The 14690-nt window shown below is 50.5% G+C and carries 18 protein-coding genes; all 18 read right to left on the reverse strand.

Going from position 1 to position 14690, the window contains the following annotated elements; genetic code table 11:
* Positions 1 to 32 precede the first annotated feature (32 nt).
* The 18 genes from mtrB to RB297_RS15665 all read right to left on the reverse strand — a co-directional run bounded on the left by mtrB (position 33) and on the right by RB297_RS15665 (position 14649).
* Positions 33 to 257 carry a trp RNA-binding attenuation protein MtrB gene (mtrB, locus tag RB297_RS15580; protein WP_009595134.1) on the reverse strand — a complete coding sequence of 75 codons (225 nt, stop codon included), beginning with the start codon at positions 255 to 257 and terminating at the stop codon, positions 33 to 35.
* 85 nt (positions 258 to 342) lie between these two features.
* Positions 343 to 615, reverse strand: a complete 273-nt coding sequence (locus RB297_RS15585) for an HU family DNA-binding protein (RefSeq protein ID WP_006209463.1) — start codon at positions 613 to 615, stop codon at positions 343 to 345.
* Positions 616 to 874: 259 nt separating this feature from the next.
* Positions 875 to 2353, reverse strand: a complete 1479-nt coding sequence (gene spoIVA, locus RB297_RS15590) for a stage IV sporulation protein A (protein ID WP_009595160.1) — start codon at positions 2351 to 2353, stop codon at positions 875 to 877.
* A gap of 605 nt (positions 2354 to 2958) precedes the next feature.
* Entirely contained in the window at positions 2959 to 3711 is a 753-nt protein-coding gene (locus RB297_RS15595; RefSeq protein ID WP_375121111.1) for a hypothetical protein, read from the reverse strand.
* 396 nt (positions 3712 to 4107) lie between these two features.
* Positions 4108 to 4467, reverse strand: a complete 360-nt coding sequence (locus tag RB297_RS15600; RefSeq protein ID WP_375120927.1) for a 2Fe-2S iron-sulfur cluster-binding protein — start codon at positions 4465 to 4467, stop codon at positions 4108 to 4110.
* Between the two features lie 60 nt (positions 4468 to 4527).
* Complete coding sequence (locus tag RB297_RS15605; protein WP_096773275.1) at positions 4528 to 5118, reverse strand: hypothetical protein; 591 nt, start codon at positions 5116 to 5118, stop codon at positions 4528 to 4530.
* 43 nt (positions 5119 to 5161) lie between these two features.
* Entirely contained in the window at positions 5162 to 5341 is a 180-nt protein-coding gene (locus tag RB297_RS15610) for a DUF2768 family protein (protein WP_006209457.1), read from the reverse strand.
* Positions 5342 to 5485: 144 nt separating this feature from the next.
* The gene (locus tag RB297_RS15615) at positions 5486 to 5761 is read right to left on the reverse strand and encodes a stage VI sporulation protein F (RefSeq protein WP_009595189.1); all 276 of its coding nucleotides are present in this window, start codon (positions 5759 to 5761) and stop codon (positions 5486 to 5488) included.
* Positions 5762 to 5824: 63 nt separating this feature from the next.
* Entirely contained in the window at positions 5825 to 6865 is a 1041-nt protein-coding gene (locus RB297_RS15620) for an NAD(P)H-dependent glycerol-3-phosphate dehydrogenase (RefSeq protein ID WP_096773274.1), read from the reverse strand.
* A complete protein-coding gene (plsY, locus tag RB297_RS15625) occupies positions 6858 to 7484 on the reverse strand; it encodes a glycerol-3-phosphate 1-O-acyltransferase PlsY (protein WP_015734519.1) in 627 nt (208 codons plus the stop codon). Before plsY ends, RB297_RS15620 begins: the two co-directional genes overlap by 8 nt.
* Positions 7485 to 7495: 11 nt before the next feature.
* Entirely contained in the window at positions 7496 to 8818 is a 1323-nt protein-coding gene (gene der, locus RB297_RS15630; RefSeq protein ID WP_009595099.1) for a ribosome biogenesis GTPase Der, read from the reverse strand.
* Between the two features lie 211 nt (positions 8819 to 9029).
* Positions 9030 to 10247: a 30S ribosomal protein S1 gene (rpsA, locus tag RB297_RS15635; protein ID WP_015734518.1), complete on the reverse strand. Its 1218-nt coding sequence runs from the start codon at positions 10245 to 10247 to the stop codon at positions 9030 to 9032.
* Between the two features lie 120 nt (positions 10248 to 10367).
* Entirely contained in the window at positions 10368 to 10958 is a 591-nt protein-coding gene (locus RB297_RS15640) for a lysophospholipid acyltransferase family protein (RefSeq protein WP_096773273.1), read from the reverse strand.
* Positions 10959 to 10979: 21 nt separating this feature from the next.
* Positions 10980 to 11660, reverse strand: a complete 681-nt coding sequence (cmk, locus tag RB297_RS15645) for a (d)CMP kinase (protein WP_015734516.1) — start codon at positions 11658 to 11660, stop codon at positions 10980 to 10982.
* Between the two features lie 176 nt (positions 11661 to 11836).
* Entirely contained in the window at positions 11837 to 12067 is a 231-nt protein-coding gene (locus tag RB297_RS15650; protein WP_255250448.1) for a DUF5359 family protein, read from the reverse strand.
* Positions 12068 to 12189: 122 nt separating this feature from the next.
* A complete protein-coding gene (locus tag RB297_RS15655; protein ID WP_015734514.1) occupies positions 12190 to 12852 on the reverse strand; it encodes a flagellar brake protein in 663 nt (220 codons plus the stop codon).
* 211 nt (positions 12853 to 13063) lie between these two features.
* Positions 13064 to 14413, reverse strand: a complete 1350-nt coding sequence (gene ypeB / locus RB297_RS15660) for a germination protein YpeB (protein WP_096773271.1) — start codon at positions 14411 to 14413, stop codon at positions 13064 to 13066.
* 89 nt (positions 14414 to 14502) lie between these two features.
* Positions 14503 to 14649, reverse strand: coding sequence for a hypothetical protein (locus RB297_RS15665; RefSeq protein ID WP_009595221.1), 147 nt, complete (start codon positions 14647 to 14649; stop codon positions 14503 to 14505).
* Positions 14650 to 14690: the final 41 nt, after the last annotated feature.

Raw genomic sequence — 14690 nt, forward strand, 5'->3', positions numbered from 1 at the left:
AATGCGGGGCTTTTTCTATATGATGATTTTCCTCAGATGCCGGATTCGATCTTCCCGTGCTTGGTCATGATCTCGGCTTTGCCGCGTATTTTCACCGCGGACGTATGATCCGTGAACTGGGCGATGATGACTTCGCCTTTGTCCAGCTTCTCGGTATGATGAAAGCGGGTATCCTGACCGCGGGTAAGACCGATTACCTGCACGCCATGGTCCAGTGCTTTGACAATAAAATAATCGCCGTTCTGAACGTTCTCCATTTTCCAGGCCTCCTCGCCGTAAGCCTAAAAGAAAAGGCCGTGAACGAATTCACGACCTGTGCTCTTAGGTAATATGTAGAAATCTTTATTTGATTCCGTCTTTGAGCGCTTTACCAGGTTTAAATGCAGGAATTTTGCTCGCAGGGATTTCGATTTCTTCACCTGTTTGCGGGTTGCGGCCTTTCCGTGCGGAACGCTCGCGAACCTCGAAGTTGCCAAAACCGACCAGTTGTACCTTGTCTCCACTTTGCAATGCTTCGGAGATTGCATCGAAAACGGCATCAACCGCTTTAGTTGCATCTTTCTTGGAAAGCTCAGTAGATTCAGCTACTTGTGTAATCAGATCCGATTTATTCATTCTTTCACCTCCCTAACAAGGAATGTGCTCCACTTGCTATTCACTGTTTCCGTTTTACCGCAAATTATACGTGCAATCGGGTATTTTACCCCTATCTCGCGTTTAGAATGCATGACGCGGAACAAATTTATAGTAATACAGCCATCTCATAATTTCAAGCGTTTTGCTTTGCTGGGCCAAAGAAAACATGAAAAACAGCCGCTAATCGGGACTTTTGACCCGTTAGCGACTGCATTTTCAACACCTTTTCGGCGCCCACTTAAAGAATGATTGCGATCAAACCGCCGGAGCCTTCGTTAATGATGCGACCCAAGGTTTCCTGCAATTTGTATCTGGCATTATCCGGCATCATCGCGATTTTTCCTTGGATTCCTTCACGGACGATCGAGTGCAGCGAGCGTCCGAATATGTCGGATTCCCAAATTTTGATCGGATCGTTCTCGAAGTCCTGCATCAGGTAGCGCACAAGCTCCTCGCTCTGCTTCTCCGTGCCGATGATCGGCGAGAACTCGGATTCCACGTCCACCCGAATCATATGAATGGATGGCGCGGTCGCTTTCAATCTTACCCCGAAGCGGGTGCCTTGACGGATGAGCTCAGGCTCATCAAGCGCCATCTCGGCCAGGGAAGGAGCGGCGATGCCGTACCCCGTCGTTTTGACCATCTCAAGCGCTTCGGCGAAGCGGTCGTATTCCCGTTTGGCATGGGAGAACTCCTGCATCAGCTGCAGCAGATGATCCTTGCCTCGGATCTCGACACCCACGACCTCCATCAAGATCCGGTCATACAGTTCGTCAGGCGCGAAGAGGTCGATCTCGGCAACGCCCTGACCCATATTCATGCCGCTGAGTCCGGCGTGGTTGATGAAATCATATTCCATGAACTGGCTAACCACACGATCCACGTCACGCAGACGGCGGATATCTTTCACGGTATCTCTCACCGAGTTTTCATAGTTGCTGCGGAGCCAGTGGTTCTCGTTAAGCACCATAACCCAGCTAGGCAGATTGACATTCACTTCATGCACCGGGAACTCATACAATACCTCACGAAGCACACCGGTCACGTCATCATCGGTCATGGTAGCAGCACTCAGCGTCATGACCGGAATGTCGTATTTCTCTGCCAGCTCATTGCGCAGCTGAAGGGCTTCTTCGCTGCGGGGACGCGTCGAGTTAATGACAACAACAAACGGCTTGCCGACTTCCTTCAGTTCCTCGATGACGCGCTCCTCGGCCTCAACATAAGAGCTTCGCGGGATCTCCGCAATGCTTCCGTCCGTCGTGACAACGACGCCAAGCGTGGAGTGCTCCTGAATGACTTTGCGGGTTCCGATTTCGGCCGCTTCCTGGAACGGTATCGGCTCTTCGAACCATGGCGTCGAGATCATTCTCGGGCCATTCTCGTCCTCGTAACCCTTGGCGCCTTCAACGGCATAACCAACACAATCGACCAATCTTACGTTGACCTCAAGGCCATCCGTAACCTTGATTTGTACCGCGTTGTTCGGCACGAATTTCGGCTCGGTCGTCATGATCGTTTTCCCTGCAGCACTTTGAGGCAGCTCATCGACAGCTCTTACTCGATCCGCCTCGTTCGTAATGTTCGGGAGAACAACCGTCTCCATAAACCGCTTGATGAAAGTTGATTTTCCCGTACGGACGGCACCGACAACACCTAAGTAAATGTCCCCTCCGGTCCGTTCGGCAATGTCCTTAAAAATGTCCACTTTTTCCAAAAGAGATCCCCTCCTCAAATTACTCCGAAGGAAAAATGCTTTAAGAGCATCCGCTTCGTGTTCCACTCATAGCCAAAGCCATTGCAACAGATGAGCAGCCTTTACAATGTCGCCAGCATCCCGCCGCCGGTATTCCATGAGTTTGGATGGAAACGGCAAAGCGGCGTAACTCGTACATGCATTTGGACTAGTAACATCATATGTACCGGGTTCAAAAATATGACGGTTGCCCCTTAAAGTCCGTCCAGTTTTTTTTAAGATATCGAATATGCCTGCAACTGCCAGACACGCAATCGAATACCGTAAGAAAAACCACCGCTCGGGGCACGGTCTGTCTTCGCGCTGTCACGCCTTTCAGACGCTTTCTAGTGCCTCATGATGTGGGCAACCGGCTCTTGCCCGCACTACTCTTTCAGATTATGAATATGCGCGGACTTTACTAGATATTCCAAAGAGATTCAGCCCTATTCGAAAAAACGATCGAAGAAGAGACTCGAGGATAAAAAAGTAGACCCGCCTTATGGCTGCCGTACCTCATTCTTCAGGCAGAAACCGGCAACCAGGCGGGACCAAAAAAATACCCGCCGATATCGGCGGGTACGGGTTTAGGATAGGGGCTGAGCCACAGGCTGCCCGTCCTTCCATGCATAGGGTACGGATTTTACGGGTACATAATAGGATTCCTTCTCCAGAAACACCCGTAAATCCTCTCCTTCTTTGGGCTCGAAGCCGTTTTTCTGGATAGCCTGCATAATATCAAAGGCATAATCGGCGTACACCGTGCCCTCTTCATCCATCATAAAAGGCATTTCCTGGCCCGAGTATACACTCATCAACTTAAGGGATTTGGCCTCGGTTTTCGACAAATCCACCGCCGTATAACCCGGGTAGAGGGCTTCCCCTGCCGGAAGGGCGTTGTCATTCGCCATTTTGTACAGATTCACGGCACGCTGAACGTCATTCACCTTCTGAGCCGTTGTTAAGTCCATGACCTTCACGGTCGGTTCGGTTTCCTCATTAATAATGAGAAAATAACCGCTGCCGCCTTTCTCGAAAGCCGTATCCGGAATTTGGTCGATATATCCTCGGCCCTTCAGCTGATCCAAATCGACCCGGTATTTCTCATACTTCGGAATTTCCGCACCTGCCGTAATGATCGGCAGAATTCCTTGCTCTTGATAAAAATCGTCCACGGCCGACTGAATCCGTTTGACACTTTCCCTATAGGAAACCTTGTTCTCCTGCAGCTTCTCGTCAGGATATAGACAACCTGTCAGCAACATTGGAAACAGCACCAGGACTAAGACGGCAGACATCCGCTTCGTACGGCCAGCCGCTTGGGTCATCCAAGTGTTCATACTCAACTAACATCATCCTTCGCTTTAAGAGGTTGTTCAAAAAGTCCGATTTTGATAAGAAAACCAATCGAGGCAAATTCAAGGCTGAGCGACCGCGATTCAGAAGTAGGTTTTCTCGCGATATAGAATTTCATCAACTCCGTTGATAACTTATAAATCCTATATCTAACACGAAGTGAATCAAGAAGCCACTCGGCATCGAATCTTGAATTCAGCAGGGCCTAAGCAGATGCTTTCGAAGTATGTTTCCTGCGGAAACATTTCAGGTGCTCACGTACAAACTACGTACGCTCCGCTCCTGACGTCCCTAGCTTCACTCAACTGAAGCGTTTTGAAAAAACGCACATCGGAAGCATAAGCCTCGGTGCTGAAAACCGATCTTTTTGAACTCGCGCTTTAAATAAAGTCATCGGACTCCCGGTTTCTCGCTGCCTCCAGCTGCTTGCGTATCGCGGCCTTAAGGGGATCCTCGGGGATTATCACCTTCAAATGGGTCGTAATCCTCGTCTGGCAGGATAACCGGTAGCCTTGTTCCATCATCGACGTTCCCAGCTTCCTGATTTCCTTGGTCTCAGGAGCAGAGCAATGTCCGCGTTCCTCATCCGGTACCAGGATCTTGCACATCAGACAGCCTGCTTTGCCTCCGCAACGGGTCGGAATGCGTACACCGGCACGACGCGAGGCATCCAGCACATTCGTGTTCGGACGAACCTTGACCTTCTTCTGATCCGGCAGAAATAATACCTCGTACTCCAACGGCAAACCGCTCCTTTTCTTATGTACCCGCTCTTCCATGCTGCCGGTTCGATTACCGTGCTATGGCAGTAGTCCGATTAATCGCTTCAATACCATCCGATGTTCCTCGCTCAACCGATTTCGGCTTAACAACCGCTGAAGCAGCGGCAAATGTTGGTTCATATCCCTCAACATCGTCTCCGCAATGGCATCGTAACGATCCGGTCTGTCTCGAAGCACATTAAACACCAGTTCGTGGGATAACGGCATCAGCCGTACCGTGACGTCCCGTATGTGGCGCGCTGGCGCTGCAGGATAGAGCAATTGATCGATTTCAACGCGATAGGAGGAACCCTCCGAATTCACTTCAAATCCGCCTACAAGTTCAATCGGGACTTTCTCTAATTCATAGTGGCTCAGAATGGAAGAATATATCCCTTCCTGATCCAGCCGGGGAGCGTCTACTGCCAGAAGGGCCAGCGTCTCATGCAGCGGCTGAATCCCCCCTGCATCGGCGTAAATATCGATATCCCTCGGCGGCTTGCCTAATTCTACGCCCTGAAGGAGCAAGCAGCAGCTTCCACCCAGCAGCCAAGCGACAGGCGCCTGATTCAGTTTGTGAATGGCGGTAGCTAACGCCTTCTCCAATTCCGGCAGATCATTCAGCGTCATGCTGCACCCCTTTACCGTATCATCCCGGAAGCGGCTTCCCATATTAAATGATGGAAGCCAGTCCGATAATAAAACCGAAAATCATCATCATAAAGGCCACAAACGATAGCGTGCCGCGCAGAAAACCTTTGGTCTTGCTTCGCGCAAGCGTAACCACGATGACGGACAGCGCCATAATCAATAATGCGACAAGGGACAGCCACATCTTTTGCATCGGATCCATGTCACGAAACTCTCCAATCTCTCTTCAAATTATTCAACCTATTATATCACGAAAATGATAGTGCCTCACCCTGAGTATGGCGAAAAAAAGAACAAAAGCCGCATTCCCGCAAAGGATGCGTCTTTTGTTCATGATCAGCATATCTTATTTGTTCATCATCATTTTCATCAAGGCTTCCATATTGCTCGGATTCATGCCGCTCTTCTTCACCGCTCCGACAATTTCCTGAATCGTGTCCTCGCTGACAGGTATGTTCGCCATAGCAGATACCTGCTTGATCAGCTGGCGGAGCTGGGCTTCATTTTGCATAGTAGACGGTTTAACCGTGCTAGCCAGCTTATTGACAGCCCCTGAAGAAATTTTCTTACCGCTTTTCTTGTTAATCGCATTCAGTACATCCTTGTGAAAGCTTTTGCTCATTTCCACCCCTCCTCCGACATCCTCACATCAATATATGAGTCAATCCTCGGAATGGTGAATAAGCTAGGTGTGCCATTGCTCCCAAGTCTCGAGCGGCATCATTTCCATCTCGGTCTTGGGGTCCCGGCCCATTAAGGCTTCCACGGCGACGCGGGGATTCCGGTCTTTAAACAACACATGGTACAGCTGGTCGGCAATCGGCATCTGCACCCCGTATTTCTCGGAAATGGCATGCGCGGCTTTGGTCGTGCGTATTCCTTCCACCACCATCCCCATGGATGCGAGAACCTCATCAAGCTTCTTGCCCTGCCCAAGCATCGAGCCTGCACGCCAGTTCCGGCTGTGCTGGCTCGTAGCGGTAACCACGAGGTCGCCGATCCCGGCAAGCCCGGCAAACGTCAGCGGATTCGCGCCCATCTCCATGCCGATTCGCAAAATTTCTGCCAATCCCCTCGTAATAAGCGCAGCCTTGGCGTTGTCGCCGAAGCCCAATCCGTCGGACATGCCGGCGCCCAAAGCGATAATATTCTTCAGCGCTCCGGCCAATTCCACGCCGATCATATCCCGGTTCGTGTACACTCTGAAATACGTGTTCATAAACAGATCCTGGGCGGCGGCGGCGGCCTTGGCGTCCAAGGATGCCACAACGACCGTTGTAGGGCAGCGTCTCACCACTTCCTCCGCATGGCTGGGTCCTGATAGTACGACTACGCGACCTTCCTCGCAGCCCAGCTCTTCGGATATGACGGTCGACATCCGCTTCAGGGATTCAATCTCGAATCCTTTGGTTGCGTGAATCACCAGCATATCTTCGCTCCAATACTGCTTCAGCTGGCCCGAAACCTCCCGCATCGCGGACGATGGTGCAACGATAACCACGGCAGCAGCCGAAGAGACCGCCTCTTCCATATCGGTCGTGGCGCGAATGTTCGAAGATAACTTCACCCCGGGCAAATAACGGTTGTTGGTATGCAGTTCGTTAATTTCACGGGTCTGTTCCTCCGTTCTCGTCCAGACGACAACATCCAGATCATTCGAAGCGAGAACACTTGCCAAAGCGGTTCCCCAACTGCCTGCCACCAGAACAGCGACTTTGTCAGACAACGCGCTTCCCTCCTTTGTCCTTTCCTTTTCCGGAACCAAGCTTGTTTTCACGTCCCTGTACAAGCTTCACGATGTTCGAGCGATGACGCCAGAAGGCGAATACGCATATGATCAAGCTTGTCCAAAAGATCGGCCAGGAATAATCCGCGATCAAGAGGAAAACAGGGGTAAGCACTACAAAAATAAGGGAACCCAAAGATACATAACGGGTAAAAACAATGGATAGAATGGCGATAACGCCTGCTATAAGCGCTGGAATGAAGCAGAGCGTAGCAAGCACCCCAATGGCGGTTGCAATTCCTTTGCCGCCTCGAAAGCGGAAGTAAAGAGGCCAATTATGACCGATGATGGCGGCAATGCCGCATAACCCCGGCAGCCACGCATTGTCTCCCCCGAGCCATCGTCCGATCCAAACCGCAGCGATGCCCTTAATTACATCCAAAGCCAATACCAGAATGGCAGGTCCTTTTCCCAGGACGCGAAGGGTATTGGTTGCCCCGGCGTTCCCGCTGCCATGCTGACGAATGTCGATCCCTTTCAGGATTTTGGCAAGAAGTACGCTAAAGCTTACCGAACCAAGTAAATAACAAACTACAATCGCTACGATCTCCAGAATCAAGCTATTCTCCCCTAACTCTCATCAGACTTTCTTCGAGTAAATATCCTGATGGGTGTACCTTCAAAGTCAAAAGCGGCCCGAATCTTGTTCTCAAGGTAACGCTCATATGAGAAGTGCATCAATTCCGGATCGTTGACGAATACGACCATGGTCGGCGGCTTGACCGCCACCTGTGTTGAATAGTTAATGCGCAATCTTCTTCCCTTATCCGTTGGAGGCGGGTTGATCGCAATCGCATCGGATATGACATCGTTAAGCAAATGCGTCTGCACGCGAAGGGAATGCTGATCGGCCACATGTTTAACGACAGGGAGCAGCTTCTGCAGGCGCTGCTTCGTCTTGGCCGACAAGAATACGACCGGCGCATAGGTCATGAACAGGAAATGGTCCCGGATCTTTTTCTCGAACTGCTGCATCGTCTTGTCGTCTTTCTCGACCATATCCCATTTGTTGACGACAAATAAAGACGCTTTACCGGCCTCATAAGCATAACCGGCGATATGCTTGTCCTGCTCGATAATGCCTTCTTCCCCGTTGATGAGCACGAGAACGACATCCGCCCGCTCGATGGCCCGCATGGCCCGCATGACGCTGTATTTCTCGGTGGTTTCATACACTTTTCCGCGTTTGCGCATGCCTGCCGTATCGATGAGGACGTACCGCTGCCCGTCTTTCTCGAATGGCGTATCGATCGCATCGCGGGTCGTGCCCGCAACGTCACTGACAATGACGCGCTCTTCTCCCAGAATGGCATTGACGAGAGAAGATTTGCCCACATTCGGTCTGCCGATCAAGGCGACACGAATAACATCCTCGTCATATTCGTCGTCTTCCAGTTCCGGCAGGTTCTCGACGACAACGTCCAAGAGGTCGCCGATCCCTGTGCCGTGGCTGCCTGATATCCCGACAGGATCGCCAAATCCGAGGGAATAGAACTCATAGATATCATCAGCGCGCTTCAAATTATCCACTTTGTTTACGCTGAGTATGACAGGTTTACCGGAACGGAACAGAATCTGTGCAACTTCCTCGTCCGATTGGGTAACCCCCGTCTTCGCATCGCACATAAATACGATGACATCCGCTTCTTCAATCGCAAGCTCGGCTTGCATGCGTATGGATTTCAAAATCATGTCATCGCCGTCGATTTCGATACCGCCTGTATCGATGACACTGAACGCTTTACCGTTCCATTCGGCACTGCCGTAAATCCGGTCACGGGTAATCCCCGGTTTATCTTCAACGATGGCTAATCTGTCGCCGATCAATCGGTTAAATATGGTGGATTTACCGACGTTAGGCCTTCCGACGATAGCCACTACGGGTCTTGCCATAGTCACTCCTCCTGTCAATTCTTACGATTATCATCATAGCAAAAAACGTTACAATTGGCTAACCTTTCATCTGCATTTCTATTATGCTCTACCCCATGTTACAACATCCGTAAACGTTCGTCCCCTAAAAAAACAAATGGCGAACCCAGATTTCTGGGTTCGCCGACTTCGTTATGATAGGTCAATAGACCGAACAAAACTGTTCCCGGGCTTACTTGAATTTGCTCAGCTTATCGCCGAAACGCTCGCCAAGCGTAACGCTCATGCCTTGGTTGTTCAAAGAAACGTTCGGGTTGTCTTTCAGGTCGATTTTAGGACCTTTGGACGGTTTTTCAGCTCGCGGAGCTTGAGCTGGCGCTTCTTCGGTTTCTTTGATGCTCAGGCTGATACGCTGCTCGGAAGTGTTGATGTCAAGTACTTTAACCTGAACTTCTTGGCCTTCCTTCAGTACTTCTTGCGGAGTACCGATATGCTTGTGGGAGATTTGGGAGATATGAACCAAACCTTCTACGCCTGGTGCCAATTCAACGAAAGCTCCGAAAGTAACCAGACGTTTTACGACGCCCGTTACGATGTCGCCCGTGTTGAATTGCTCGCCAGCTGTTTCCCAAGGACCCGGAGCAGCCGCTTTGATGCTGAGGCTGATTTTGCCTTTTTCAGGATCCACTTTCAGCACTTTCACGCGCACTTGATCGCCTTCGGACAATACATCGGATGGCTTGTCAACATGGCTCCAAGCGATCTCGGATACGTGAACCAAACCGTCCACGCCGCCAACGTCAACGAATGCGCCGAATTGCGTGAGGCGTTGCACGGTGCCTTCCAGCACTTGTCCGTCTTGAAGCTCGGACATCACTTTTTGTTTGTTCGCTTCGAACTCTTCTTCCAGAACGTCCTTCTGGGAAAGAATCACTTTGTTGTTCTCGCGGTCCAGCTCTTTCACTTTTACGCGAAGCGTGCGGCCTTTGTAGTCGCTGAAGTCTTCAACGAAATGACGCTCGACCATGGAAGCAGGAATAAAGCCGCGTGCGCCGACATCGGCTACGAGTCCGCCTTTAACCACGTCGGCCACCGTTACTTCGAATACGTCCTGATCCGCAAAATGCTTCTCAAGCTCATCCCAAGAATTCTCGGTGTCGATCGCGCGCTTGGAAAGAACCAGGCTTTCCTTGTCGTCGTTGATGCTAACGACCTTGCACTCTACCTCTTGGCCAACCTGAACCGCATCCGATGCATTATCAAGCTGTACAGAAGACAGTTCGCGAACAGGAATTACGCCGTCATATTTATATCCAATGCTTACGTAAGCTTGGTTGTCCTCCAGTTTGACGATCGTCCCTTTCACGGTGTCCCCTTTTTTCAAGGATACGATTTGGTCCAGCTGCTCTTGGTTTTCAGCAGCCTCTTGATTTCTTGTTTCTTCCGACATGTCAAATAACCTCCTCAATTCAAACCCCATTTATTTAAACTCGCATTCGCGAAGTTCAAAACATAATTGCTGTAGTATCTTTCCAACCTTCCCCTGCTTTTTATGCATGGAGCGAATAAATCAGTTCTCGGTTGGTTTGCCGCTGGCTCGCATTTCGTGAATCTTGGCCATGATCAATTCGGTTGCCCCATCCAGTGCCTCCGGTGACTTGTCACCTTCGAACCGGGACAGATCCACGGGTGCGCCGTAGATGATTTTTACCTTTCGGAACGGCTTGTAGTCTCCAATGATGGCAGCCGGTACGACCGTTGCTCCACTGCGGAGAGCGAAGCTTGCCGCGCCACGTTTCGCCGCGGTTGCATCCGAATTGCGCGTGCCTTCAGGGAAGATTCCCATAATCTCGCCCGAACGCAAGATCGTAAGAGCGGTTTTGATGGAATCTTTACTTACGCCCCCTCGCTTAACCGGAAAGGCCCCAAGCTGACGAACCAGCCATCCGAACACCGGAATGTTGAACAGTTCGGCTTTGGCCATGAACTTCACCTGGCGCTTGACGTGAATGCCGACAGAAATCGGATCTCGTACGCTAATGTGATTGCTGCAGATTAGCACGCCGCCTTCCGAAGGTATGTTATGTACGCCGACAGATTCGAATCTGTAGAGAATAGCGAACAAACCGCGGACCACCGCTCTGCAAAAAACGTAAATCATGCCTATTTCTCCCCATCCCCATTAAGTTTCGCAATATGAAAGAATCGCTTCGACAACCTGATTGATATCCATATGCGTCGTATCCAGTATGATGGCATCCTCTGCGCATCGGAGCGGGGACACTTCACGTTCCTGGTCCAGCCTGTCGCGTTCTGCGATATCTCTTTCCAATTGTTCCAGCGTTATGCCTTCATCACTTAACTCATGGAAGCGGCGGAGCGCACGTTCCTTGACACTGGCCGTCATGAAAATCTTCACCTCGGCATCCGGCAAAACCGTCGTGCCGATGTCGCGTCCATCCATGACAACGCCCTTATCCAGTGCCATTTGCTGCTGTAAACGGACAAGCTTTATTCGCAAACCTTCGATTCGTGCATATTGGGATACCACTGCACTAACCTGATGTGAACGAATATATGGCGTGACGTCTTCCCCGTTCAGCCAAACCATTTGACCATTTTCATGCGGTTTTAATTCAATCACCATGTTTTGTGCATGTTGAAGCACTTTTTCGGGATTTTCCGGAGAAATCCCTTGGTTCAGCATGAACCAGGTGACTGCCCTGTACATGGCGCCGGTATCCACGTAGATGTACTGCAGCCTGCTGGCTACCATACGCGCTACCGTGCTTTTGCCCGCGCCTGCCGGACCGTCGATGGCAATATTAATTCTGTCGCGATAACCTGTCCCCTGCATAACCAACGGGGCATTCCTCCTCAAACATATACCTCGAAATCGAAAGGGCTTACCATCCGATCAGGGACGGGATCACCGTTCCTCTAGTGAAAATATACAAGAAAGTCCGAGATAAACAAGGCACGATCTCATATTTCAAGAAAAAAGCAGGCGCCCGCCTGCGACGTGAAAATTATACCACACTAGCTAGAGCGATGCAAAAGAGAAGGGGTGTTTTCTCCCATCCAATCGTTTACATTTGGCTCATTAACGGGAACGCCCTCCATCTGCTGAATCGGCGAAAGGTAGGGCCGGCTTGGTTCATAATGCAATAGCAGCTGGACGATCACCAAAGCGAATGCGAGCCCTATCAGCAGCTTAAGCAGTACTTGACCGTATCGGTCATGAAGAGCTTGTCCTTTATCGTCGGACATGGGATCCTGCCTAGTTTTTCGCCGCAGCTGATTTTGATCGTTAGATGACTGGGACATAAGCACACGGTCCTTCCGACACAAAATTTTCCGCTAGTGTGCCACCGGCTTGTCCATTTTATGCATCAACGGTTGCGAAAATCAAACTGGCGCTCAAAGCAATAACGGATCAGTTTCTGACGCTCCATATCTACGATCTGATTAAACTTCAGCATGACGATGCTTCGATTGCCTGGCAGTTGCTTGACCCTGACAACTTCGCCTTCAAAAGGGACATGCTCCACCGATCCGTTCTTGAACGGAATAAGGATCCAGCAGCTTAACAAGCTCCCTTCCGCAAACGATTTGTCGGGTTCCAGGTAAAAGGATACCCCTCCTCCGCCGACATCATCGGTTTTGGTCAGCAACCGCGTGCCGTCTTTGGCCATCACCGCTAACTCGAGCTCGGCTTGTACCCTCAGAAAGCTCCTTCTCTGCACCTTCGTGATCTGATCCGGCTCCGGCTTTTTGATGCGAACCAGGCGTATAACGTCTTCATGGTGACTCAGGACATAGGAATTGAAGAAGTTCTTGACTCCGCCCTCCGTCAAAAAATATGCGGAAAGCTCGTCCCCAATATACAGCTTCTTCAGCCTCCCCGTTCCTTCCTGAAGCGGAACCTCCATATACATCGATTCGTCATCCATGTCGGAAATGCGGGATTTGTAAACAATGCTGGCTTCCTTCTCATCCCCCGTATCCAACTGGATATAGAGGACGTCGTTGATCTTTGGATACAATGCGCTCACCCACTAATTCATCATAATCATTATTTTCCATTATATCACGGGATGAGCGGGACCATGGGATAAAATCTTCGAATCCGGTCGATTCATGTCTTTCCCCGGGATACAGATGTATTCCTTAGACACTATACTGGCTGCTCTGCAGCAGTTCTCCGCAAGCAAAAAAGCCGATTCAGGAAATCCCTGAACCGGCTTATATGGCATCAAGAAACGGCTATTTAATTCCTGCCTGCGCATCCTTAACGACCTCGACCGTTTCCTCCAGGCCCGTATCCGCATTAATGTAAATCCGGTACTGGGAGCCGTTGATGCGTCCGCCGAACTCATAACACAGCACATCTTCGGAACGGTCGTTTTTGATCAAGGCCTTGCGGTGGTAGAGCACCTTGAATTCAGGGTTCAAAACCTTCTCCGCTTCGGCGAGGCTGAGCTTCGGCTGCGGGATATCGCGCTTCACCTGGTGCTCGTAAACAAAGTCGCTCGCCTGAAATCCGATGACCTCACCGTTATCCATGGCCGAGCGCACGGTGATTTTCTCTGGATATATCAGCACGCCGTCTTCTTCGCGCACAAAAGAGAAGTTGGCCAGGTTATCGTATTGGTCGGCCGATACGACCGTCATGTCGGAATAGCCTTTTTTCGTCAGGAATTGCTGGGCTTTGTCGATGGCATCCTGAACGGATGCTCTCTTGGCGCCGACATTCCGTTCATCCGTGTAGGAGATCAGCTGGCCGCCTTTTTCGGTGAAATCCATGCTGAGCATATGGCCTTTCGGGTGTTTGACTTTGGCCGTGTAGGACACCCACTCGGTACCGCTACCGTTCTTCGTCACTTGTACGTTGGCTTGATTGCCCGTGTCGGAGAATTTCAGCGCTTTGCGCTTCACATCCTCCTCCGAGACCGGCATGCCTGCCAGCTGCTTCACGGAACGTCTGTCGTAAATGCTGCTTACCGATGGTCCCCAATCAAGCTCAGGGTAAGCCTCTACTTTTTTATCCACCGTTTTGAATCCGTCAATAATCGAGTTATCTTCGACTTTATTCGTAGCCAAGGCCGTTTCTACGTCCATCCAGCGCAGACTGTTAGCGATGACCTTGTTCTGCACATGCTGCAAATCCTTCGTGATTTCGCCGGAGTTGGCGTATAACGATTTCAACGTTTTGACCTCATTCTCGCTAAGCGGTTCCTTCGTTAAATCGCGCACGCCCGTTTTGTAGGCAAAATTCGATATCCGGGACAGGAACTCTTCGGTTTTGTTGAACGGAAGCAGCGTTAGCGGCAGTTGGCTGATTTCGTTCTGCGCCTGGCTGGTCAGGCGCCATACATTCATCAGGCCCTTCCGGTGCATCCCTTGGGAAGTCGAGCTGACCGCAAGCGTATTGCCGAGCTCGGCATGAATCCTGTCCATATTGTACGACAAGTCATGGAAAGCCCGTTGGTACTGGTTCTCGGCGTTAATCAATATGGCGTTCTTTTCTTTATTTTCTTGATATCCCCAAACCAGAGCCCCGATCAATAATATGGTGGCTACAGGAAACAGAATAGCGCTTAATCGTTTGTACATGATGCGATAGTCTCCTTTCTTCTACTCACTGCCGTTAGTTTGACTAGAAGAAAGAAGTCTTATGCATCCCTGGATCATTCCTTCATCAATTAGAAATCTTCCTCAATATCGAAGTGATCCCGGTTGTTGCACAGGCACTGCTTAAATCCGGTTTCGATCCGGCCCTGCTCCTTCTTTCCGCGCAATACGAATCGCTCACCGCAATCCTTGCAAAGAATTTTCACTTTTACACGCAAAAAAGGCACCTCCCTTTCTATGATTCCCTGGCTGTCAGCCA

Source organism: Paenibacillus sp. CR_12 (assembly GCF_041953985.1).
Taxonomy (GTDB): domain Bacteria; phylum Bacillota; class Bacilli; order Paenibacillales; family Paenibacillaceae; genus Paenibacillus_AQ; species Paenibacillus_AQ lautus_A.